General features: G+C 75.6%; 18 protein-coding genes. 12 read left to right on the forward strand and 6 right to left on the reverse strand.

Features of this window, described 5'->3' with window-relative positions:
* Positions 1–41 precede the first annotated feature (41 nt).
* The 4 genes from AB0B02_RS18765 (at position 42) to AB0B02_RS18780 (ending at position 4,857) form a co-directional block, all read left to right on the forward strand.
* Positions 42–1,376, forward strand: a complete 1,335-nt coding sequence (locus AB0B02_RS18765) for a glutamate mutase L (RefSeq protein WP_281941166.1) — start codon at positions 42–44, stop codon at positions 1,374–1,376.
* 553 nt (positions 1,377–1,929) lie between these two features.
* Positions 1,930–3,477: an apolipoprotein N-acyltransferase gene (gene lnt, locus AB0B02_RS18770; protein WP_357302039.1), complete on the forward strand. Its 1,548-nt coding sequence runs from the start codon at positions 1,930–1,932 to the stop codon at positions 3,475–3,477.
* Positions 3,478–3,499: 22 nt separating this feature from the next.
* On the forward strand, positions 3,500–4,276 hold the full coding sequence (locus AB0B02_RS18775) for a polyprenol monophosphomannose synthase (RefSeq protein WP_281941168.1): 777 nt from the start codon (positions 3,500–3,502) through the stop codon (positions 4,274–4,276).
* A gap of 56 nt (positions 4,277–4,332) precedes the next feature.
* A complete protein-coding gene (locus AB0B02_RS18780) occupies positions 4,333–4,857 on the forward strand; it encodes an FxsA family protein (RefSeq protein ID WP_357301815.1) in 525 nt (174 codons plus the stop codon).
* A 69-nt stretch (positions 4,858–4,926) separates the two neighbouring features.
* On the opposite strand, the gene AB0B02_RS18785 is transcribed toward AB0B02_RS18780, so the two are convergent.
* The gene (locus AB0B02_RS18785; protein WP_007460094.1) at positions 4,927–5,268 is read right to left on the reverse strand and encodes an RNA polymerase-binding protein RbpA; all 342 of its coding nucleotides are present in this window, start codon (positions 5,266–5,268) and stop codon (positions 4,927–4,929) included.
* A 198-nt stretch (positions 5,269–5,466) separates the two neighbouring features.
* Here AB0B02_RS18785 and AB0B02_RS18790 point away from each other — a divergent pair, with 198 nt between their 5' ends.
* Positions 5,467–6,948, forward strand: a complete 1,482-nt coding sequence (locus tag AB0B02_RS18790) for a peptide MFS transporter (RefSeq protein WP_281941173.1) — start codon at positions 5,467–5,469, stop codon at positions 6,946–6,948.
* Between the two features lie 34 nt (positions 6,949–6,982).
* Here the strand turns inward: AB0B02_RS18790 and AB0B02_RS18795 are convergent, their stop codons facing one another.
* The 3 genes from AB0B02_RS18795 to AB0B02_RS18805 all read right to left on the reverse strand — a co-directional run bounded on the left by AB0B02_RS18795 (position 6,983) and on the right by AB0B02_RS18805 (position 10,202).
* Positions 6,983–7,573 (reverse strand): pyridoxamine 5'-phosphate oxidase family protein, encoded by a 591-nt coding sequence (locus AB0B02_RS18795; RefSeq protein ID WP_357301819.1) that lies wholly within the window; start codon positions 7,571–7,573, stop codon positions 6,983–6,985.
* Between the two features lie 109 nt (positions 7,574–7,682).
* Positions 7,683–8,840 carry a hypothetical protein gene (locus tag AB0B02_RS18800; protein WP_357301822.1) on the reverse strand — a complete coding sequence of 386 codons (1,158 nt, stop codon included), beginning with the start codon at positions 8,838–8,840 and terminating at the stop codon, positions 7,683–7,685.
* Positions 8,841–8,852: 12 nt separating this feature from the next.
* On the reverse strand, positions 8,853–10,202 hold the full coding sequence (locus AB0B02_RS18805; RefSeq protein ID WP_357301825.1) for an MFS transporter: 1,350 nt from the start codon (positions 10,200–10,202) through the stop codon (positions 8,853–8,855).
* Between the two features lie 72 nt (positions 10,203–10,274).
* Here AB0B02_RS18805 and AB0B02_RS18810 point away from each other — a divergent pair, with 72 nt between their 5' ends.
* From AB0B02_RS18810 to AB0B02_RS18840, 7 genes are all read left to right on the forward strand, one after another.
* Positions 10,275–10,925 carry a TetR/AcrR family transcriptional regulator gene (locus AB0B02_RS18810; protein ID WP_281941180.1) on the forward strand — a complete coding sequence of 217 codons (651 nt, stop codon included), beginning with the start codon at positions 10,275–10,277 and terminating at the stop codon, positions 10,923–10,925.
* Positions 10,926–10,980: 55 nt separating this feature from the next.
* Positions 10,981–12,288: an NAD(P)-binding domain-containing protein gene (locus AB0B02_RS18815; protein WP_357301829.1), complete on the forward strand. Its 1,308-nt coding sequence runs from the start codon at positions 10,981–10,983 to the stop codon at positions 12,286–12,288.
* Positions 12,285–13,109, forward strand: coding sequence for an SDR family NAD(P)-dependent oxidoreductase (locus tag AB0B02_RS18820; RefSeq protein WP_281941184.1), 825 nt, complete (start codon positions 12,285–12,287; stop codon positions 13,107–13,109). The genes AB0B02_RS18815 and AB0B02_RS18820 overlap by 4 nt, the downstream gene beginning before the upstream one ends.
* Before the next feature lie 10 nt (positions 13,110–13,119).
* Positions 13,120–13,629 (forward strand): NUDIX domain-containing protein, encoded by a 510-nt coding sequence (locus AB0B02_RS18825; RefSeq protein WP_357301833.1) that lies wholly within the window; start codon positions 13,120–13,122, stop codon positions 13,627–13,629.
* 106 nt (positions 13,630–13,735) lie between these two features.
* Positions 13,736–14,977, forward strand: a complete 1,242-nt coding sequence (locus AB0B02_RS18830; protein WP_357301836.1) for a histidine kinase — start codon at positions 13,736–13,738, stop codon at positions 14,975–14,977.
* A 41-nt stretch (positions 14,978–15,018) separates the two neighbouring features.
* Entirely contained in the window at positions 15,019–15,615 is a 597-nt protein-coding gene (locus tag AB0B02_RS18835) for a response regulator transcription factor (RefSeq protein ID WP_281942668.1), read from the forward strand.
* Between the two features lie 8 nt (positions 15,616–15,623).
* Positions 15,624–16,313 (forward strand): hypothetical protein, encoded by a 690-nt coding sequence (locus tag AB0B02_RS18840; RefSeq protein WP_357301839.1) that lies wholly within the window; start codon positions 15,624–15,626, stop codon positions 16,311–16,313.
* Between the two features lie 11 nt (positions 16,314–16,324).
* Here the strand turns inward: AB0B02_RS18840 and AB0B02_RS18845 are convergent, their stop codons facing one another.
* Together AB0B02_RS18845 and AB0B02_RS18850 are read right to left on the reverse strand one after the other, a co-directional pair.
* Entirely contained in the window at positions 16,325–17,338 is a 1,014-nt protein-coding gene (locus AB0B02_RS18845; protein ID WP_281941190.1) for a LacI family DNA-binding transcriptional regulator, read from the reverse strand.
* On the reverse strand, positions 17,335–19,755 hold the full coding sequence (locus AB0B02_RS18850; protein ID WP_357301843.1) for a glycoside hydrolase family 3 C-terminal domain-containing protein: 2,421 nt from the start codon (positions 19,753–19,755) through the stop codon (positions 17,335–17,337). The genes AB0B02_RS18845 and AB0B02_RS18850 overlap by 4 nt, the downstream gene beginning before the upstream one ends.
* Between the last annotated feature and the right edge of the window lie 201 nt (positions 19,756–19,956).

Below are 19,956 nucleotides of genomic sequence, written 5' to 3' on the forward strand. Positions count from 1 at the left end.
GTTGTGCGGCGACCGGCGTCGCTGACGAAGGGCAGCGGCGCGTGAACCTCGCCGTCTGCGCCGATGTCGGGTCGACGTACACGAAGGCCGCGGTGGTGGACCTCGACGGTGGTCGGCTGGTCGGCGCGGCGGCCGCGCCGACCACGGTGGGCACCGACGTGTTGCACGGTCTGGACGCGGCGGTGGGCGCCGCCACCGCCGGGCTGGCCGGCGGGGAGCTGCCCTGGTATGTGTGTTCGTCGGCGGGGGGTGGTCTGCGGCTGGCCGTGGTCGGCTACGAGCCGCTGGTGACGGCTCAGGCCGGCCGGCGGGTCGGGTTGTCCGCCGGGGCGAACGTGGTGCACGTGGCCGCCGGGCGGCTCGGGCGGGCCGATCTGGCGGCGTTGCGCGCCGCCCGGCCCGATGTGGTGCTACTCGTCGGTGGCACCGACGGCGGTGACGCGGACACCCTCACCCACAACGCGACCCGGTTGGCGCGGGCGCGCTGGCGGGTGCCGGTGGTGCTCGCCGGCAACGTCGACGTCCGGGGCGATCTGTGTGCCGTGTTGTCCGCGGCGGGGGTGCCGGTCACCGCCGCGGACAATGTGTTGCCGCGGATCGGGGTGCTGACGCCCGGCCCGGCCCGCGCGGCGATCCGGGAGGTGTTCCTGCGGCACGTCATCGGCGGTAAGAAGTTGTCCCGCGGTGGTCGGTTCGCCCGGTTGGTGCGGGCCGCGACGCCGGACGCGGTGCTCACCGGTGTGGAGGTTCTCGCCGACGCGCTGGGCGGGGACCTGGCCGTCGTCGACGTGGGTGGCGCCACCACCGATGTCTATTCGGTGCTCACTCCCGACGAGCGGGACAGCGGCCCCGGTCAGGAGGTCGCCGGCACGCTGTGGCGGGCCCGTACCGTCGAGGGGGATCTGGGGATGCGGTGGAGCGCCCCGGGTGTGGTGCGGGCCGCCGCCGAGGAGCGGCTGCTCGCCGTGGGGGAGGCCGACGATCTGGCGGCTGCGGCGGCGGTGCGGGCCGCGGATCCCGGGTTCCTGCCCGCCGACGACGCGGACCGGGCCGTGGAGCGGCGGATCGCCGGGCTCGCCGCGACGGTGGCGTTGCGTCGGCATGCCCGGGGCGCGGCGACCGGTGAACGCGCCGGCCGGGATCTGCGTGACGTGAAGGTGATGGTCGGCTCGGGTGGGGTGTTGCGGCACGCCGCGCCGGTCGACGCCGCCGGTGTGCTCGCCGCGGTGCTCGGTGACCACGCCGGGGGGTGGCCGCTGCCGCGGGCGGCGCGCGCCGTCGTCGACGTCGACTACGTGCTGGCCGCCGGTGGGTTGCTCGCCGCCGACCATCCGGGTGCGGCGGCGGCGTTGCTTTGTCGGCATCTGGGCGGCTGAGCCTTCGGCCGGGGGCGCCCGTCGGCTGTCGGCGTATCGAGACGCGCCGACGCGACACGCCGTGGCGCAACACACGACAGGCCGGGGTGGGTTGACAGCGGCGGGGGTGCACGCCGTACCGTCTTTGAGTCCTACCACGGGAAGCGGCTGTTGTTCGTTTCGTCCTCTCGTCCGCTGGCCGAGCGACCGGAAGGTTGCGGCGGCCAGGTCCAGCGGGCGGGGGTCGGCGGGGCGGCGCGAACCGGTCGCGGTTACCGGTGTACGGGCAGGGTGAGAGGAACGGCCAGTAGACAACGGCCAGGCGGGGGCAGCCAGTCCACGTCCGGTCGGTCCGAAGGTCGGCGCCGATCGTCCTCGCCCCACCGGCCGGGAAGGGCCTGGGAGCATCGGGGCGCGGCTTGGGCCGCGCCCCGATTTCCGTTGGCGGGCCACCTACGGGCAGGTCGGCGGGGCGGCCGGGTAGCCTTCGGCCCGTGATCGTGGTGAGGTGCCGGTGACGACGCTCGACCGGGAACAGCCGCGTGCCACCGATGGGGCACGCCTCCCGGGCGCCGTGGCGCGTCCGCTGCCGTTGAGGCTGGCCGTGCCGGCCGCCGTGTCGGCCGGGCTGGCGTTGCTGGTGGCGTTCCCGCCGTACGGGCTGTGGCCCCTCGCGCCGGTCGGGGTGGCGTTGCTGGCCGCCGCGGCGCACCGGCGGCGGCTGCGTGCCGGCGCCGGGTTGGGTTTCCTGGCCGGGGTGGCGTTGTTCGCGCCGCTGCTGGAGTGGACGAATCTGCACACCGGTTGGCTGCCGTGGGCGCTGTTGTCGCTGTTGCAGGCCGGCTACCTGGCGTTGCTGGGGGCTGCTAGCGCGTGGGTGTCGCCGTTGGCCGACCGGTGGCGGGTGGGGTGGCCGCTGCTGACCGGGGTGCTGTGGGTGGGGCAGGAGGCGCTGCGCGACCGCACGCCGTTCGGTGGGTTCCCGTGGGGGCGGTTGGCGTTCAGCCAGGACACCTCGCCGCTGCTGCGGTTGGCCGCGCTCGGCGGCGCGCCGCTTGTCACGTTCGCCGTGGCGCTCGCCGGTGGGTTGTTGCTCGCCGTGGCGTGGCGGGACTGGCGCCGCCCGGTGGGGCAGTGGCGGCCGGTCGCCGGGCTGACCGCCGTGCTGGTGGCGTTGCTGGCCGCCGGGGCGGCCGTCCCGGTCGGGGTGCGCGGCGGCGGGGACACCGTCACCGTGGCGATCGTGCAGGGCAACGTGCCGCGTCTCGGGCTGGACTTCAACGCCCAACGCCAGGCGGTGCTCAACAACCACGTCGACGCCACCGTCGAGTTGGCCGAGCGGGTCGGCCGCGGCGAGGCGCAGCGCCCCGACCTGGTGGTGTGGCCGGAGAACTCCAGCGACATCGACCCGCTGCGTAACCCGGGGGCCGGTTACCGCATCTCGCAGGCCGCCGACGCGATCGGCGCGCCGATCCTGGTCGGCGCTGTGCTGCTGGGTCCCGGCGCGGGTCAGGTCCGTAACGCCGGCCTGCTGTGGCGGCCCGGCGGCGGCCCCGACCTGGCCCAGGTGTACACGAAGCGGCATCCGGTGCCGTTCGCCGAGTACGTGCCGCTGCGGGCGATCGCCCGGAAGGTCAGCGCCGAGGTCGACCGGGTGCGGTCCGATTTCGTCCCCGGTGACCGGCCTGGGGTGTTGGACGCCGGGGTGGCCACGCTGGGCGACGTGATCTGTTTCGAGGTCGCCTACGACGGCATCGTGCGGGACACCGTCACCGGCGGCGCGCAGCTGCTGGTGGTGCAGACCAACAACGCCACGTTCGACGTGGCGGAGGCCCGTCAGCAGTTGGCGATGGTGCGGCTGCGGGCCGTCGAGCACGGTCGTGCCGCGTTGATGGCCTCCACGGTGGGGGTGTCCGGGTTCGTTTCCCCGGACGGGCGGGTAGACGGTGCGACCGGGTTCAACACCGCCGAGGTGGTGGTGCGGGAGATGCGACTCGGGGACGGGCGTACCCCGGCCACCGTGGTCGGGGCGTGGCCGGAGGTGGCGTTCGCGGCGTTCGCGGTCGCGGTCCTGCTCGGCGCGGCCGTGGCGCGTCGACGCCGGGAGGTCGTCCCCGGCTGAGCCGAGGAGAGGCGGTACGACGGTGGGTGCGCAAACCGGCCATCCCGGGGTGGGGCGGGTCCTGGTGGTCATCCCCACCTACAACGAGGCGGACAACGTGCGGCGGATCGTCGCCCGGGTCCGCGCGGCGGCGCCCGTGGTGGACGTGCTCGTCGCCGACGACAACAGCCCGGACGGCACCGGCGGCATCGCCGACGCGATCTCCGGCGTCGACCCGCAGGTGCACGTGCTGCACCGGCCCGGCAAGGACGGTCTCGGCGCGGCCTACCTGGCCGGGTTCGGGTGGGCGCGGGAGCGTGGCTACGACGCGGTGGTGGAGATGGACGCCGACGGGTCGCACGCCCCGGAGGACCTGCCGGCGCTGCTGGACGCCGCCCGCGACGCCGACGTGGTGATCGGCTCGCGGTGGACGCGCGGCGCGCGGGTGTTGGACTGGCCGTGGCGGCGGCTGCTGTTGTCGCGGGTCGGCAACCTGTACGCGCGGGTGGCGTTGGGCATGCCGGTCAGCGACGCCACCGGCGGTTACCGGGTGTACCGGTCGGCGGTGCTGGACGCCATCGACCTGGGGTCGGTGCGGTCGCAGGGGTACGCGTTCCAGGTGGAGTTGTCCCGGCTGGCGCACCGTGCCGGGGTGCGCATCGTGGAGGTGCCGATCACGTTCGCCGAGCGGGAACACGGCGACAGCAAGATGAGTCCGTTGATCGTGGCGGAGGCGTTGTGGCGGGTCACCCGGTGGGGGGTGCGGGACCGTCGGGCGGCGGTGCGGGGCCGTCCGGACGCGTTGGCCCGGTGGCCGTGAGCGGGGGCGTGTCATGCTGGAGGGGCGTGACGACACTTGCGGGCCGATGAGGTGAGATGCGCCGAGGACTGAAATTCGTACCGTTGGCTCTGTTGCTGCTGACGCTGCTGGAGCTGGCCGTTTTTGTCCTGGTCGGGCGGGCCGTCGGGTTCGGTGCGGCGCTGCTGCTGGTGTTCGCGGCGTCGTTGCTGGGTCTGGTGCTGTTGCGCCGGGAGGGCATGCGGGCGTGGCGGCGGTTCCGGGCGGCCGCGCAGGCCGGCCAGCCGCCGGGGCCGCAGGTGACCGACGGCCTGGTGGGGCTGGTGGGTGCGCTGTTGTTGGCGTTGCCGGGGCTGGTCAGCGGCGCGGTGGGGCTGTTGCTGCTGGTGCCGCCGCTGCGGCGCCTCGCCGGTGGTGGGGTGCGCCGCACCGCGGAGCGGCGGGTGTCGTCGATGGTCGCCGGTGACCTGTTCGGTCCGCGTCGGGTGCGGGTGTACCCGGGTGCGCCGCAGCCCGCGCCCGCCCCGTCGCCGCAGTCGCCGCCAGCGGGGCAGTCGACGCAGCCGGGCCCGGCCATCGAGGGTGAGATCGTGGACCGCTGAGAACAGCTCGGACGTGACGAAGCGCCCCCGGGGATGATCTCCCCGGGGGCGCTTCGACGTTGTCGGTGCTCAGGCGCGCCCGCGGCGGGTGCGGACCTCCTGGAGCCGCTCGGCGAGGATGTCCTCCAGCTCGGCGATGGACCGCCGCTCCAGCAGCATGTCCCAGTGGGTACGCGGCGGCTTGGCCTTCTTCTGCTCCGGCTCGTTGCCGTCGACCAGCCGGGCGACGCTGCCGTCGAACTTGCACTCCCAGGTCGTGGGGACCTCCGCGTCGACGGCGAACGGCACCTCGAACTGGTGGCCCTTGGCGCACAGGTACTCGCGGGTCTGACGCGGCGCGAGCTCCGTGTTGCGGTCGGATTCGTAGCTGACCGCGCCCAGCCGGCTACCGCGCAGCATACGCTCGCCCATGATCGACTTCCCCTCGTTCGTGGTGCTGGTCCTCAGGTGTAACGGCCGGTCACCGCCCGCCCATTCCCCACCCGCGCCGGCCGGGCCGTACGCGGGTCGGGAGCGTCAAGGGTAACCGGCCGGGGCAGCCGCCCGAATCGGCTGGAGTGTTTCGCCCGTCACCGGGGATGTTACCCACCATGCGTGCCGGAGGTGACGATGAGCAGTGACGCGCCGGTCGGGGCCCGACCGCCCGCGGGTCGGACCTTCTTCGGTCACCCGCGGGCGCTGTCCACCCTCTTCCTCACCGAGATGTGGGAGCGGTTCAGCTTCTACGGCATGCGGGCCATCCTGGTGCTGTACCTGACCGCGACGGTCGCCGACGGCGGTCTCGGCATCGGCGAGTCCACCGCCAACGCCGTGTACGGCACCTACAACGCGATGGTCTACCTGATGGCGTTGCCCGGCGGCTGGGTCGCCGACCGGCTGCTCGGGGCGCGGCGCAGCGTGCTGTGGGGCGGCGTGGTGATCGCCGCCGGCCACTACGTGATGGCGGTGCCCACCGGGTGGAGCGTGTTCGCCGGCATGGCGTTGATCGTGCTCGGCACCGGCCTGCTCAAACCCAACATCTCCACCATGGTCGGTGACCTGTACGAGCGGGACTCGCCGCGCCGCGACGCCGGCTTCTCGATCTTCTACATGGGCATCAACCTGGGCGCGTTCATCGCGCCGCTGATCACCGGCTTCCTCGGCGAGAAGATCAACTGGCATCTGGGGTTCGGGGCGGCCGCGGTCGGCATGACCTTCGGCGTGGCGCAGTACGTGCTGGGCCGCCGCAACCTGGGCGACGCCGGCGCCCGCCCCGCCGACCCGCTGCTCGGCGCCGACCGGCGGCGGGCGCTGACCCGCGCCGGCGCGGTCACCGTCGTGCTGCTGGTGGTCCTGCTGGGGTTGCTGCTGACCGGCTGGTTCACCGTGAACACGGTGGTCAACCTGCTCACCGCGGTGACCGTGCTGGTGACCGTCGGCTACTTCGCGCGGATCCTCACCGACCGGGAGATCAGCGGCACCGAACGCCGCCGGATGAAGGCGTACGTGTGGCTGTTCGTGTTCGCCGCCGCGTTCTGGCTGATCTACGACCAGGCCGGCTCGGTGCTGAACATCTTCGCCGCCGAGCGCACCGACCGGAACGTGGCCGGGTTCACGTTCCCGGCGTCCTGGCTCCAGTCGGTCAACCCGATCCTGATCATCATCGGCGCGCCGCTGGCCGCCTGGCTGTGGCTGCGCCTGGGTCACCGGGTGTCGACACCGACGAAGTTCGCCGTCGGCCTGGTCCTCAACGGCCTGTCGTTCGTGCTGATGGCCGCCGCCGCGCAGGCCGCCGTCGGCGGCGGCCTGGTCTCCCCGTGGTGGCTGGTCGCGGTGTACGCGATCCAGGTCGCCGGTGAGTTGTCGCTGAGCCCGGTGGGCCTGTCGGCCACCACGAAACTGGCTCCGGTGAAGTACGCCAGCCAGATGCTGGGCCTGTGGTTCCTCGCCACCGCCGTCGGCGACGCGATCGGCGGTCAGGTCGCCCGGCTGGCGCAGAACTGGTCGCAGTCGGCGTACTTCCTGACGTTCGGGCTGGCGTCGGTGCTGCTGGGGGTGGCCGCGGTGATGTTCACCCGGCAGATCCGCGGCCTGATGGCCGGCATCCACTGACCGGCGACCGCGAGCCGGCCCGACGCCGGACGGCTCACGCCGCCGGTGCGGGCGGCAACGGCAGCGGCAGGCCGGGCAGCCCGTCGATGCTGGTCGCGACGTGTTCCTTGCCGGCGAAGTACGCCGACAGCGACGCGTCGTCCTCCCGGGCGAACCGCCGCCCGTGCAGGTCCCGGTCGGTGTCGTAGCTCATCAGCGGCACCGCGTAGCCGCAGGTGTCGCGGATCAGCTCGGCGCGCACCACGATCACCGCCCGCAGGCCGTGCGGGCCCGGGTCGATGTCGGGAAAGTGCCGCAGCAGGTCGGGCCAGCGCGGGTCGTCGCGGAACACCGGCTCGCCGCGCCCGTGCACCCGCACGATGTTCGGCGGGCCGGCGAACGCGCACCACATCAGCGTGACCCGGCCGTTCTCCCGCAGGTGCGCGATGGTCTCGGCGTTGCTGCCGGCGAAGTCCAGGTAGGCCACCGTGTGCGCGTCGAGCACCGCCAGGCAGCCGCGCAGCCCCTTGGGGGACAGGTTGACGGTGCCGTCGCCGGACAACGGGGCGGTCGCGACGAAGAACATCGGCTGCGCCTCGATGAACTCCCGCAACCGGCCGTCGATGCGTTCATGCGTCTTTCCCATGCCGTGATCCTCGCCCGGCCGGCCGGTGCCGCGCTGCCCCGTCCCGCTGCGTGGCCGGTCAACCGGCGCGGGACGGCCGAGTCGCGCCAGCGGCCCGGCCGCAATCCGGTCAGGCGGGACGGCCGAGCCGCGCGAGCGCCCCGGCCAGGTCGCTGACCTGGTCGGCGAGCTGCCCGGCGCGCCGTTCGGCGGCGTCGCGGTCGGTGTCCGCCGCGGCCAGCCGCGCCGCCGTCTCGGCGGCCCGCGACTGCGCGACGTCCACCGCCCGCCGGGCCTCGGCCAGCTCGGCGGCCAGCGCCTCCCGTTCGGCCCGCAGCGCCGTCGCCTCGGCGCGCGCCGCGTCGGCCACCGCCGTCGCCTCGGCGCGCGCGGTGTCGGCCCGTTCGGCGTCGGCGCGGGCCCGCTGCGCGTCGGTGGCCCGCGCGTCGGCGCGTTCGGCGGCGGCCCGCGCCGCCCGGCGGTCCTCGGTGGCCTGCGCCCGGGCGGCCTGGGCGTCGGCGCGGGCCGCGTCCGCGTCGGCGCGGGCCCGCTGCGCCCGGTCCAGCGCCTCGGCCGCGGCGTGGGTGGCGCGTTCGGCGTCGGCGCGGGCGGTGTCCCGGTCGGCGGTCAGCTCGGCGGCCCGCTGCCGTTCGGCGTCGCGTTCGGCGCGCACGGTCCGCAGCTCGGCGCGCGCGGCGTCGCGGTCCCGTTCGGCCTGCACCCGCAGCGCCTGCGCGGCGCCGGCCTCGGCGCGGGCGGCGTCGCGGGCGGTCTCGGCGGCGTCGGCCCGCTCGACGGCCGCGCGGGTCGCCGCCTCGGCGGCGTCGGCGCGCTGCCGGGCCGCGTCGCGGTCGGTGCGCGCGGCCCGCGCGTCCTGCCGGTCGCGGGTGGCCGACGCGGCGGCGTCCTCGGCGTCGCGGCGGGCGTCGTCGCGTTCCGCGTGCGCGGCCGCGACCTGCGCCGACGTTTCGGCGCGCAGCTCGGCGAGCTGGCGTTCCACGCCGGCGGGGGACAGCTCGGCGTGCAGCGCCTCGGTGAGCGTCTCCACGATCTGGTCGAGCCGGTCCACCGCCTCCCAGGTGCGGGCCACCTGCCCGGGCAGGCCGGGGGCGTTGCGGTGCCGCATCCGGGAGTTGCGGGCGGCCCGCTGGCAGGCGCCGTCGTTGTCCCGGCAGTAGCGGAACGGGCGGCCCGCGCCGACACGCTGCGGCACCTCCCGGGCGCAGTGGGCGCAGGGGCGGGTCTCGGTGGCGGGTTCGGTGTCCGTCGGGGGCGAGGTGGCGTCCATCGGGGGCGAAGTCTAGTGGCCGGCGTCGGCGCGGGCCGCGCCGTCGAGCGTGTACCGGCGTTGCAGCAGCACCGCCACCACCATCACGGCGGCGGGCAGCAGCCCGAAGCCGTACCGCAGCGCCGTGAGGGCGCTCGCCGACTGGGTGACGGTCTCCCCGGCGCTCGACGCGACGAACCCGCCGGCGGTCAGGCACAACGCGTACGCGTACGGGCCGAGCGCCGCGCCGGTGGCCTCGGTGGCGGTCCACACGCCGGTGTAGGTGCCGGCGCGTGGCGCGCCGGCGGCCCGGATCACGTCGGGCAGCATCGAGAACGGCAGCAGCTGCATGCCGGCGAACGCCACCCCGAGCACCGCCACGGCGGCGACCAGCACCGGCAGGCCGGCGGCCCGGCCGACCGCCAGCACCAGCGACCCGGCCGCGAACGCGGCCTGCGCGGCCAGCAGGGCACGCTGCTTGCCGACCCGCCGGGCCAGCGCCGACCAGGCCGGCGTGACCAGCAGCGCCGGGGCGACGAACGCCGCCACCAGCACCGTGGTCAGCCGGGCGCGGCCCAGCTCGTACTGCGCGTAGTAGGGCACCCCGGCCAGCACGAGGTGGGTGGTGGTCGACATGGCCAGGTACGCGCCGGCCAGCCGACGGAACTGCCGGTCACGCAGGCTCGCCGTCAGCGACCGCCACCCGCCGGTGGCGTGCCGCAGCGCCGGGGCGCCCGCCGCGCGGCGCAGCCGGCCGATGCCCGACACCCCGATGAGCATCGCGGCGAGCATTCCGGCCGCCAGCACCCCGGCCATCCGCAGGTAGCCGGCGCGGGTGGCGTCGTCGCCGCCGGCCAGCAGCGGCGCCAGCAGCCCGGAGACCAGGATGCCGAGCGTGAGCACCACCATCCGGAACGCCATCAGCCGGGTCCGCTCGTGGTAGCCGATCCGCAGGTCCGCCGGGGTGGCCAGGTAGGGCACCTGGTAGGCGGCGAACAGCAGGTTGCCGGCCACGAAGCACACCGCCACCCAGGCCGCGGCGGGCGCGCCGGTGAGGCCGCCGGGCACCGCGAACAGGGCGGCGAACGCCGCCGGTAACGCGCAGCCGGCCAGCAGCAGCCGCCGGCGGTGGCCGCGGCGGGCCTGCTCGACGTCGCAGCGGTGCCCGATCCACGGGTGCAGCAGCACGTCGGCGACCTTCGGCAGCAGCAGCGTCAGCCCGGCCAGCCACGGCGCGACCGCGAGGACGTCGGTGAGGAAGTACAGCAGCAGCAGCCCCGGCACGGTGATCCACACGCCCATGCCCAGCGAGCCGGCGGCGAACCCGACCAGCGGGCCGCGTGGCAGCGCGCCGGTGTCGCGCCGCGGGTCCACCCCGGTCATCGCCGCCTCCTGTCCCGGGGCACGCCCACCCCAATCCAACGGATGCTGGATTGTAGGGGGAACAATGGCCGGATGACCATGCCCCGTCGCCGGCCGGGCCGGCCCCGCCGCGACGACCAGCGACCCACCCGCGACCTGGTGCTCGCCGCCGCCACCGCGCTGTTCGCCGAGCGGGGCTTCGACGCGGTCAGCGTGCGCGACGTGGCCGCCGCGGCCGGCGTCGACGTGGCCACCGTCGCGCACCACACCGGCACCAAGGCGCAGCTCTACGACGCCTGCTTCGCGCGGGTGTTCAGCGCCGAACGGGAGGCGGTGGAGGCGGCCGGGGACCGCGCCCGCGCCGCGCTGGCCGCGGGGCCCGCCGACGCGGTACGCGCGCTGCACGACCTGGTCGACGTGTTCGTGGACTTCCTGGAGGACCGGCCGGAGACCACCGCGCTGTGGTTGCGTCGCTGGCTGGAGCCGCGGCGGCACACCGAGCTGGACCGGCGCTACGCCGCCCCGCTGTACGCGCAGGTCGAGCAGTTGCTCGCCGCCGCGTCGGCGGCCGGGGCGCTGGTCGAGCCGGCCCCGCACGTGACGGTGCGCAGCCTGGTCTGGGCGGTGCACGGGCACGTGGTGGCGCTGGCCGCGGGCGCCGGCTCCGAGGCGCGGGAGCGTCGGGAGTTCCGCGCGTTCGTGCACCGCCTCCTCGACGGGCTCTATCCGCCGGCGACCCCTTGACCGGGGCACCGCCGACGGGGATTATCCAGCAGTCGTTGGATTAATGGAGGTGGGCATGGCAGCACCCAGGGTGGCGGTCGTCGGCGCCGGCGCGGCGGGACTGGCCACGCTCAAGGCACTGACCGACGTCGGCGTGCCGGCGGTCGCGTTCGAGGCCGCCGACACCGTCGGTGGCCTCTGGGTCTACGGCGCGCCCGGCTCCCCGGCCTACCGGACGCTGCACCTCAACACCAGCAAGGCCCGCACCGAGTTCGCCGACCACCCGATGCCGGCGGACTGGCCCGACTACCCCGACCACACCCGCGTCGCCGGCTACCTCGGCGACTACGCCGACCGGTTCGGCCTGCGCGCGGCGGTGCGGCTGCGACACACCGTCGACCGGGTCACCCGCGCCGGCGACGGCTGGCGGGTGCACGCCACCGGCCCGGACGGCCCGGTGGAGGTCCACGTCGAGGCCGTGGTGGTGGCCAACGGGCACAACCGGGCGCCACACCGGCCCGACCCCTACCCCGGCGAGTGCGCCGCCGAACAACTGCACAGCCACGACTACCGCGGGCCGGAACAGCTCACCGGCCGGCGGGTCCTCGTGGTCGGCGGCGGCAACTCGGCCATGGACATCGCCGTCGACGCCTCGTACGCCGCCACCCGCACGCTGCTGTCGCTGCGCCGCGGCGTCTGGGTGGTGCCCAAGTACCTGCTCGGCCGCCCCGCCGACACGCTCAACGGGGCGCTGGCCCGCCGGCTGCCCTGGCGGCTGCGGCAACGGATCAGCCAGCGCATGCTCACCACCGTCGTCGGCCCGCCCACCCGCTACGGACTGCCCGCCCCGACGCACGGCTTCCTCCAGGACCATCCGACGCTCTCCGACGCGCTGCTGTCCCGCCTCACCCACGGCGACATCCACGCCCGGCCCGGCATCGCCCGCTTCGCCGGCGACCGCGTCGAGTTCACCGACGGCCGCGTCGACGCCGTCGACCTGGTGGTGTGGTGCACCGGCTACCGGGTGACGGTGCCGTTCCTCGACGCCGACCTGCTCGGCGCCGGCGCCGACCGGCTGCCGCTGTACCGGCACGTGTTCCACCTCGACGCCCCCGGGCTGGCGTTCGTCGGGCTCATGCAGTCCACCGGCGCGGCGTTTCCGCTGCTGGAGGCGCAGGCCCGGCTGGTCGCCGCCCGCCTGGCCGGCACCTGGACGCCACCGGAGCGGGCGCGGCAGGCGGCGGCCTGCCGCGCCGAATTGCACGCCGCGACCGCCCGGTGGGGGCACCGCCGGCCGCACATGCGCGTCGACTTCGACGCCTACCTGGCCGAGCTGCGCCGGGAACTGGCCGCCGGACGGCGCCGGGCCGGAGCGGCCCGGTGAACGCGCTGACCGGCCGGCGGGTGCTGGTCACCGGCGCCCGCGGCACGTTCGGTCGCCACCTCGGCGCCGCGCTGACCGCCGCCGGCGCGCACGTGGTCGGGCTGGACCTGCACGCCGACGTCGACGCCACGCCACCGGTGCTCGGCGTCGACCTGACCGACCCGGCGGCCACCCCCGGCGCGGTGGCCGCCGCCGTCACCCGGCTCGGCGGACTCGACCTGCTGATCAACAACGCCGGCGTCGGCGGGCCCGCCCCCGCCGAACTGCCCCCCGACGAGGTGGTACGCCGGCAGATCGAGGTGAACCTGCTCGCCGCGTGGCGGACCACCGCCGCGGCGCTGCCCGCCCTGGAGGCCGCCCACGGTCGGGTGATCTTCGTGGCCAGCCGGATGGCCGTGCTGCCGCTGCCCCTCGCCGCCGCGTACGGGGTGAGCAAACGCGCGCTCGTCGCGTACGCCGACGCGTTGCGCCACGAGGTCGGCACCCACGTCGGGGTCACCGTCGTCTACCCCAGCATGGTCGACTCCCCGATCCACGACAGCACCGTCGCGGCCGGCCTGTCGCTGCGAGGCGTGTCCCGGCCGGAGCCGGTCGAGGGCGTGGTCGCGGCGATCCTGCGCGCCGCCGCCGCCCGCCGCGCGCCCCGTGACGTGGCCACCACCCGACGCGGCCGGCTGGAACTGGCGGTGGCCCGGCACGCGCCGGGCCTGGCCGACCGGCTGGTGCGGCGTACCGTCACCGGGCGCGTCGCCGCCGGTGACCTGGACGACGCGGCGCTGGCCGCCGGGATGGTCCGCCGGCACCGGCAGGGCGGCCGGTAGCCTGCCCAGCATGCCCGTGTCGCCGTACGTCGCCCGGCTGCGCCAGCATGTCGGCCACGACCTGCTCATGCTCTACGGGACCAGCGCCGTGGTGACCGACGACGCGGGACGCGTGCTGCTGGCCCGACGCGGCGACAACGGCCGCTGGTCGGTGCCCGCCGGCACCGTCGACCCGGGCGAGCAGCCCGCCGACGCGCTGGTGCGCGAGGTCCGCGAGGAGACCGGCGTCGAGGTGACGATCGTGCGGCTGGCCGGCGTGGCCACCCACCCCGTGCGCTACCCCAACGGCGACGTCTGCGAGTACCTCAACGTCTGGTTCCGCTGCCGGGCGGTCGGCGGGACACCCACCGCCGACGGCGACGAGTCCCTCGCGGTGGCCTGGTTCGCCCCCGACGCGCTGCCCGACCTGGACGACTGGGCCCGGCTGCGGATCGGCACCGCGCTGACCGACGACGCCGCGCCCTGGTACGCAACGCCCGGCGCCCGGCACCCGGCGCTGTGCCGCCCGGACAGCCTCTGACCGGCACGGCCCCGGGCCCGGGACCGCCGCCGGTAGTGCCAGGTCTACCCGGAGGGTCGCCCCAGCGCGCTGTCGGCGGCGGACGACCGCCCCCTAGCCTGGTCACATGACAGACACGCTGCTCAGGGCGGTGACCGGGCGACGGTTCCTGGTCTCGGCCTGGCCGTGGCGTGGGTTCGCCTACTCGGCCACGACGGCGCTCGCCGCCGGCCTGCTGTGGCTCGTGCTGGCGGTGCCGCTGACACCGCTGGTCTCGGCCGCCGTGCTCCTGCACGCCGGGCGGACCAGCGGCTACCTGATCGTGGCGGCCTGCCTCGGGCTGATCGGGGTGGGCCTGCTCGCGCTGCTGGGGCCGCAGTTGGCGCTCTCCCTGGCCCGGGCCGAGCGGTGGCGGCTGCGGCTCGCCGGTGACACCCCACCGCCGCCCGGGCGCCGCGGCGCGCTCTACACCGACCCGGCCACCTGGCGGGCGGTGGCCTACATGGTCCTGCTCGGCGTCGTCGGGCCGCTCTGGCTCGGCGTGCTCGGGATCGTCGGGCTGCTCGTCGTGTCGACGCCGGTGTCGGTGGAACACCGGATCTCGGTCGCCGACTCGCTGCCCGGCATCGTCGCGCGCGTCGGCGGCGGCCTGCTGCTGATCCCGGCCCTGCTCTACCTGACCGCGCTGTTCGGCGGCGCGCACGCCGCGCTGGCCCGGATGCTGCTGTATCCGGAGCGGTCCGAGGAACTGGTCGAGGTGGCCCGGTCCCGGACCCGGCTGGTGCACGCGTTCGACGCCGAACGGCTGCGCATCGAGCGGGACCTGCACGACATCGCCCAGCAGCGCCTGGTCGCGCTGACCATGCAGATCGGGATGGCCCAGCTCGATCTGCCGCCGTCCTCGCCGGCCGCTGCCGCGATGGCCGCCGCGCACGAGCAGGCCAAGACGCTGATGGCCGAGCTGCGCAACCTGATCCGCGGCATCAGCCCACGTACCCTGCGGGAGTTGGGCCTGCGCGCCGCGGTGGAGGAACTGGCCGCGGCGAGCTGCCTGGAGGTACGCGTCGACGTCGCCCCGGCACGCCTGCCGGCGGAGGTCGAGGCGGTCGCGTACGCGGCGATCTCCGAGGCCCTGGCCAACGCGGTGAAGCACGCCGCCGCCAGCGAGGTCACCGTCACCGTCCGGCGCGTGGCCGGGCGGCTGGTGGTCGAGGTCCGCGACGAGGGCGGCGGCGGCGCCGACCCCGGACGCGGATCCGGGCTGACCGGGCTCGCCGACCGGGCCGCCGCCGCCGGCGGCCGGCTGCTGATGTCGAGCCCGCCCGGCGGCCCGACGATCCTGCGGGTGGAGCTGCCGTGCGCGTCGTGATCGCGGAGGACTCGGTGCTGCTGCGGGAGGGGCTGACCGCGATGCTGCCCCGGTTCGGCATCGAGGTCGCCGCCGCGGTCGGGGACGCCCCCGCGCTGCTGGCCGCCGTCCACGAGCACCGCCCGGACCTCGTCGTCACCGACGTCCGGATGCCGCCGAACCACACCGACGAGGGGTTACGGGCCGCCGTCTCGCTGCGCGCCGAGGACCCCCGGCTCCCGGTGGTCGCCCTCAGCCAGTACGTGCAGCACAGCTACGCCGGGGAACTGCTCGCCTCGGGTTCCGGCCGGTCCATCGGCTACCTGCTCAAGGACCGCATCGGCGACGTGGCCGAGTTCGCCGGGCACCTGCGCCGGGTGGCCGACGGCGCCACCGTGATCGACCCCGAGGTCGTCCGGCAACTGATGCAACGCCGCCGCGACCCGCTCAGACAGCTCACGGCCCGCGAACGCGAGGTCCTCAGCCTGATCGCGCAGGGTCACTCGAACGCGGCCACCGCCCGGATCCTGTCCCTGACCGAGGCCGGTGTCGCCAAGCACATCGGCAACCTCCTCACCAAGCTGAACCTGCCGCTCAGCGACGACACCAACCGGCGGGTCCTCGCCGTGCTCGCCTACCTGCGCAGCCAATCCGACTAGGAGTTCCCTTGCCCACCCCCACCGCCCGGCGTCGCGACGTCGGGCTCCGCGCCATGGCCGTCCTCCTGGCCGCCGCGTTCTTCCTCGCCCCGCTCGCGCTGGGCCCCGACCGGCTCGACGACTTCCCGCGCGCCTTCCTCGCCTACTGGTCCGCGGGCGGCACGGACTTCCCGCCCGACCTCCAACACGCCGTCGACCACCAGTTCCGGTACCACCTGATCCGGGTGCTGATCGCGGTGCCGCTGCTCGCGGTGCTGGTGACGCTGACCTACCGGGCCCGACGGTTCCGGCTGCCGCTCGGGGCGCTCGCGCTCGCCGCGGCGGTGCTGCTGATCGCCAACGTCCAGGGGGCCGTGTCGCCGTTCGGCACGCTCCTGCCGCATCTGACGGCCGGCCCCGCCGACGCCCGACTGGTCGTGCTGGCCCAGGTCCGCGACCAGCTCGACCACGGCCCGGTGTCGCCCGCGCTGGGCGTGATGCTCGACGAGTACGTGCGCTGGCACGTGGTGAAGGGCACGCTGGTCGGCCTCCTGGCCGCCGCCCTGACCGGCCTCGCGGTGCGGTCGTGGCGCCCACGCCGGTGGCTCAGCCTGCTGCTGGCCGTGCTGGCCGTGGCCGCGCTGGTGGTCGTGGCGGCCAACGTGAGCGTCATCGCGAACCCCCGTCCAGGGTTCCTGCTCCTGCTGGAGGACGGCTGACGAGGGCGGGCTCACCGGCTGGTGTCGCGTACGGTCAGCGTCGGTTCCAGCAGCGTCACCTCCGGCACCGGCTCGTCACCCAGCCGCCGCATCAGCAGCGTCACCGCCTGCCGGCCCACCTCCTCGGCCGGCACCGGCACGCAGGTCAACCCGGACGGTTCGGCCAGCTCGTCGGGGCAGATCGCGACCACCGCGACGTCCTGCGGCACCCGCCGGCCCAGCGTCGGCAACGCGGCCAGCACCGGCCCGACCGCCGACTCGTTCTGCACCACCAGGCCGGTGACGTCGGGGTGGTCGGCGAGCAACGCCGCCAGGTCCCGGCGCACCGCCGCCGGGCCCTCCTCACAGGGCCGGGTCACCGCGTCGACGCCGAGCCGCTCGGCCGCGGCCGTCACGCCGGCCCGGGTCCGGTGGGCGAAGCCGGTGCCCCGGTCGTAGACGGCGGCCGGGGCGCCGAGCAGCGCGACGCGCCGGTGCCCGGCGGCGGCCAGGTGCTCCACGCACAGCTCCCCGGCCCGCCGGAAGTCCAGGTCCACGCAGGCCAGGCCGGTGCTGTCCGCCGGGTGCCCGATCAGCACGCCGGGCAACGCCAGCTCCCGCAGCAGCGGCACCCGGGAGTCCTCCAGCTCCACGTCCATCAGCAGCACGCCGTCGACGAGCGCGCTGCCGGCGATGCGGTGCAGCCCGGCCGGCCCCTCGTCGGCGGTGACCAGCAACACGTCGTGGTCGTGGCGGCGGGCGGTGGTGACCACGGCGGTGGCGAAACGCATCACCACCGGCACCTGCATGCCGGTACGCAGCGGCAGCACCAACGCGATCACGTTGGCCTTGCGGCTGGCCAGGGCCCGCGCCCCGGCGTTCGGGTGGTAGCCCAGCGCGCGGACGCTGGCCAGCACCCGCCCCCGGGTGGCCGCCGAGATGGTCCGCTTGCCGCTGAGCACGTACGACACGGTGCTCGCCGCCACCCCGGCGTGGCGGGCCACGTCGGCGATGGTGACCTGCTCGCCGGCGGCGCGGCCGCTCACCGGGCCGTCCCGGAGCGCTCCGCCGCCGGCGTGGCCGCCCCGTCTCCGCCGTGCACGGCGAGCGCGCCCACCAGCCGGATGTCCCGGGCGGAGCGGCCCACCAACAGCGAGTGGGTGGCGTCCTCCACCACCATGGCCCCGCGGTTCTCGTCCCACCAGGCCAGCTCGGCGGTATGCAGCCGCAGCGTCACCCGGGCCGTGCACCCTGGCTCCAGGGTGACCCGGGCGAAGTCGCGGAGCTGCCGCAGCGGCTGCTTGGCCCGGGAGCGTCGCTGCCGGGTGTAGAGCTGCACCACCTCGGTGCCCGGGCGGCGGCCCGTGTTGGTGACCTCGACGCTCACCTCCACCTCCTCGTCGGTGTGCGCCGTGGCGGTGCTCAACCGGAGGTCAGCGTAGTCGAACTCGGCGTAGCTGAGCCCGTGGCCGAACGGGTACAGCGGTTCGCCCCGGTGGTAGAGGTAGGTGGCGTCGGCGCCGATCACGTCGTAGTCGAGCAGGTCGGGCAGCTCGGCGGTGTCGGCGTACCAGGTCTGGGTCAGCCGTCCACCCGGGTCGGCGTCGCCGAGCAGCACGTCGGCCAGCCCGTGGCCGTGCTCCTGTCCGCCGTGGGCGCTCCACAGCACCGCCGGCAGGTGCTCCCGGGCCCAGCCCACCGCGTACGGGTAGCTGCTGGTCAGCACCAGCACGGTGCGCGGGTTCGCGGTGTGCACGGCGCGCAGCAGTTCGAGCTGGCCGGTCGGCAGGTCCAGGTCGACCCGGTCCTCGGTCTCCCGGCCGTTGACCATCGGGTGGTTGCCGAGCACCACCACCGCCACGTCGGCGGCGGCGGCCAGCGCGGCGGCCTCGGCCGCGCCGTCGACGCGCAGCTCCACTATGAACGCGGCTGGTTCCTCGACCGCGACGCTCAGCCGGCCGGCCGGGTCGACGCCGACGTCCCGGCCGGTGGCGAGGTGGTGCAGCAGCACCGTGCCGTCGGGGCGGTGCCGTAGGCGGAACGTCTCCCGGACCACCCAGCCGCCGGGGCCGGGACGGTCGTCGACGAGCGCCCCGGTGTCGTCCGCGCCCACGTACCGGCCGTGGTGGGCCGCGCGCAGCGCCACCACGCCCTGCCCCCAGTCGACCACGTCGAACTCGGTGGGCGCCGCGTCGGCGAGCGTCAGCGGCCCGCCGTCGACGCACCGGACGGCCCGGTCGCCGACCCGCAACGTGATCCGGTCGACGCCCGGGTGGGTGGTGACCTCGGGCAGCCGCCCGAGCAACCCCTCGAACGCGCTGACCGCGTACGGCAGGGTGCCGCTGTACCAGTCGGTGAGCACCGTGTCGGCGAGCGGGCCGAGCACCGCGACCCGCCGGTCGGACGCGAGCGGGAGCAGCCCGTCGTTGGACAGCAGCACGACCGACTGGCGGGCCGACTCGCGGGCCAGTTCCCGGTGGGCCGGGCAGTTCACCACGTCGGCCGGCACGTCGCCGTACGGGTCGTGGCCGGGCGGGTCCAGGTCGCCCAGGCGCAGCCGGACCGACAGGATCCGCCGGACCGCGCGGTCCACGTCGGACTCGGCGACCAGCCCGCGCGCCAGCGCCTCGGTGAGCCGGTCCACGGTGGGGCGCGGGTCGTCGTCGTCCTCGGTGAAGCTGTCCACGCCGGCGCGCAGCGCGGCGGCGAAGCCGGCCACGTGGTCGGGCAGGTACTTCTGCATGCCGGCGATGTTGCCGACCGCGCCGGCGTCACCGACCACCATCACCTCGTCGTCGGCCCAGCCGCGCAACTCGCCGTCGATGAGCGGGCTCAGGTGCGCCGGCACGCCGTCGACCAGGTTGTACGACGCCATCACGGCGACCGCCGCGCCGGCGGCCAGCGGCGCGCGGAAGGCCGGCAGCTCGTACTCGTGCAGCACGCGTGGCGGCAGGTCGTTGGAGGTGAGCGCCCGGTCGGTCTCGTTGTTGTAGCCGAGGAAGTGCTTGAGCGTCGGCGCGGTCCGCAGCCGGGTGGGGTGCGCGCCGCGCAGCCCTGACGCGTAGGCGGTGGCGAGCCGGCCGGTGAGCCAGGGGTCCTCGGACCAGCCTTCCTCGTTGCGTCCCCACCGTGGGTCGCGCAGCGGGTTGACCACCGGCGCCCACACGTTGAGGCCGACCCGGTCGGGGTCGGCGCGGTGCTTGGCCCGGACCTCGTCGCCGACGGCGGCGCCGACGGCGGTGATCAGGTCCGGGTTCCAGCTCGCGGCCAGGCCGAGCGCCTGCGGGAAGACGGTGGCCTCGCCGAGCCAGGCGACGCCGTGCAGCGCCTCCGTGCCGGTGCGGAACCCTGGCAGGCCGAGCCGGGGGACGGGCGCCTGCCACTGGTGCAGCAGGCCGAGCTTCTCTGCGACGGTGAGGCGGGCGAGCAGGTCGTCGACGCGGTGGGGGGTGGGGTCGGTCATGGCGGGCGCCTCCGGTGGGCGTGCGGGTCACACTCCCGGCCATCGAAGCGCTTCGATGGCCGGGTGGTGAGGACGGCGGCACGCACGCGAAAAGGGGGTGGGGTGGTCGGCCGGCGGGTCGGCCCGGAGCTGCGGTGAAGCGCTTCGACAACCGCCGGAAAACAGGCCGCCCACGGATTGCCCGGTCCGGAAGCGGCGCTA

The organism is Micromonospora sp. NPDC049240 (assembly GCF_040647835.1).
Lineage (GTDB): Bacteria > Actinomycetota > Actinomycetes > Mycobacteriales > Micromonosporaceae > Micromonospora.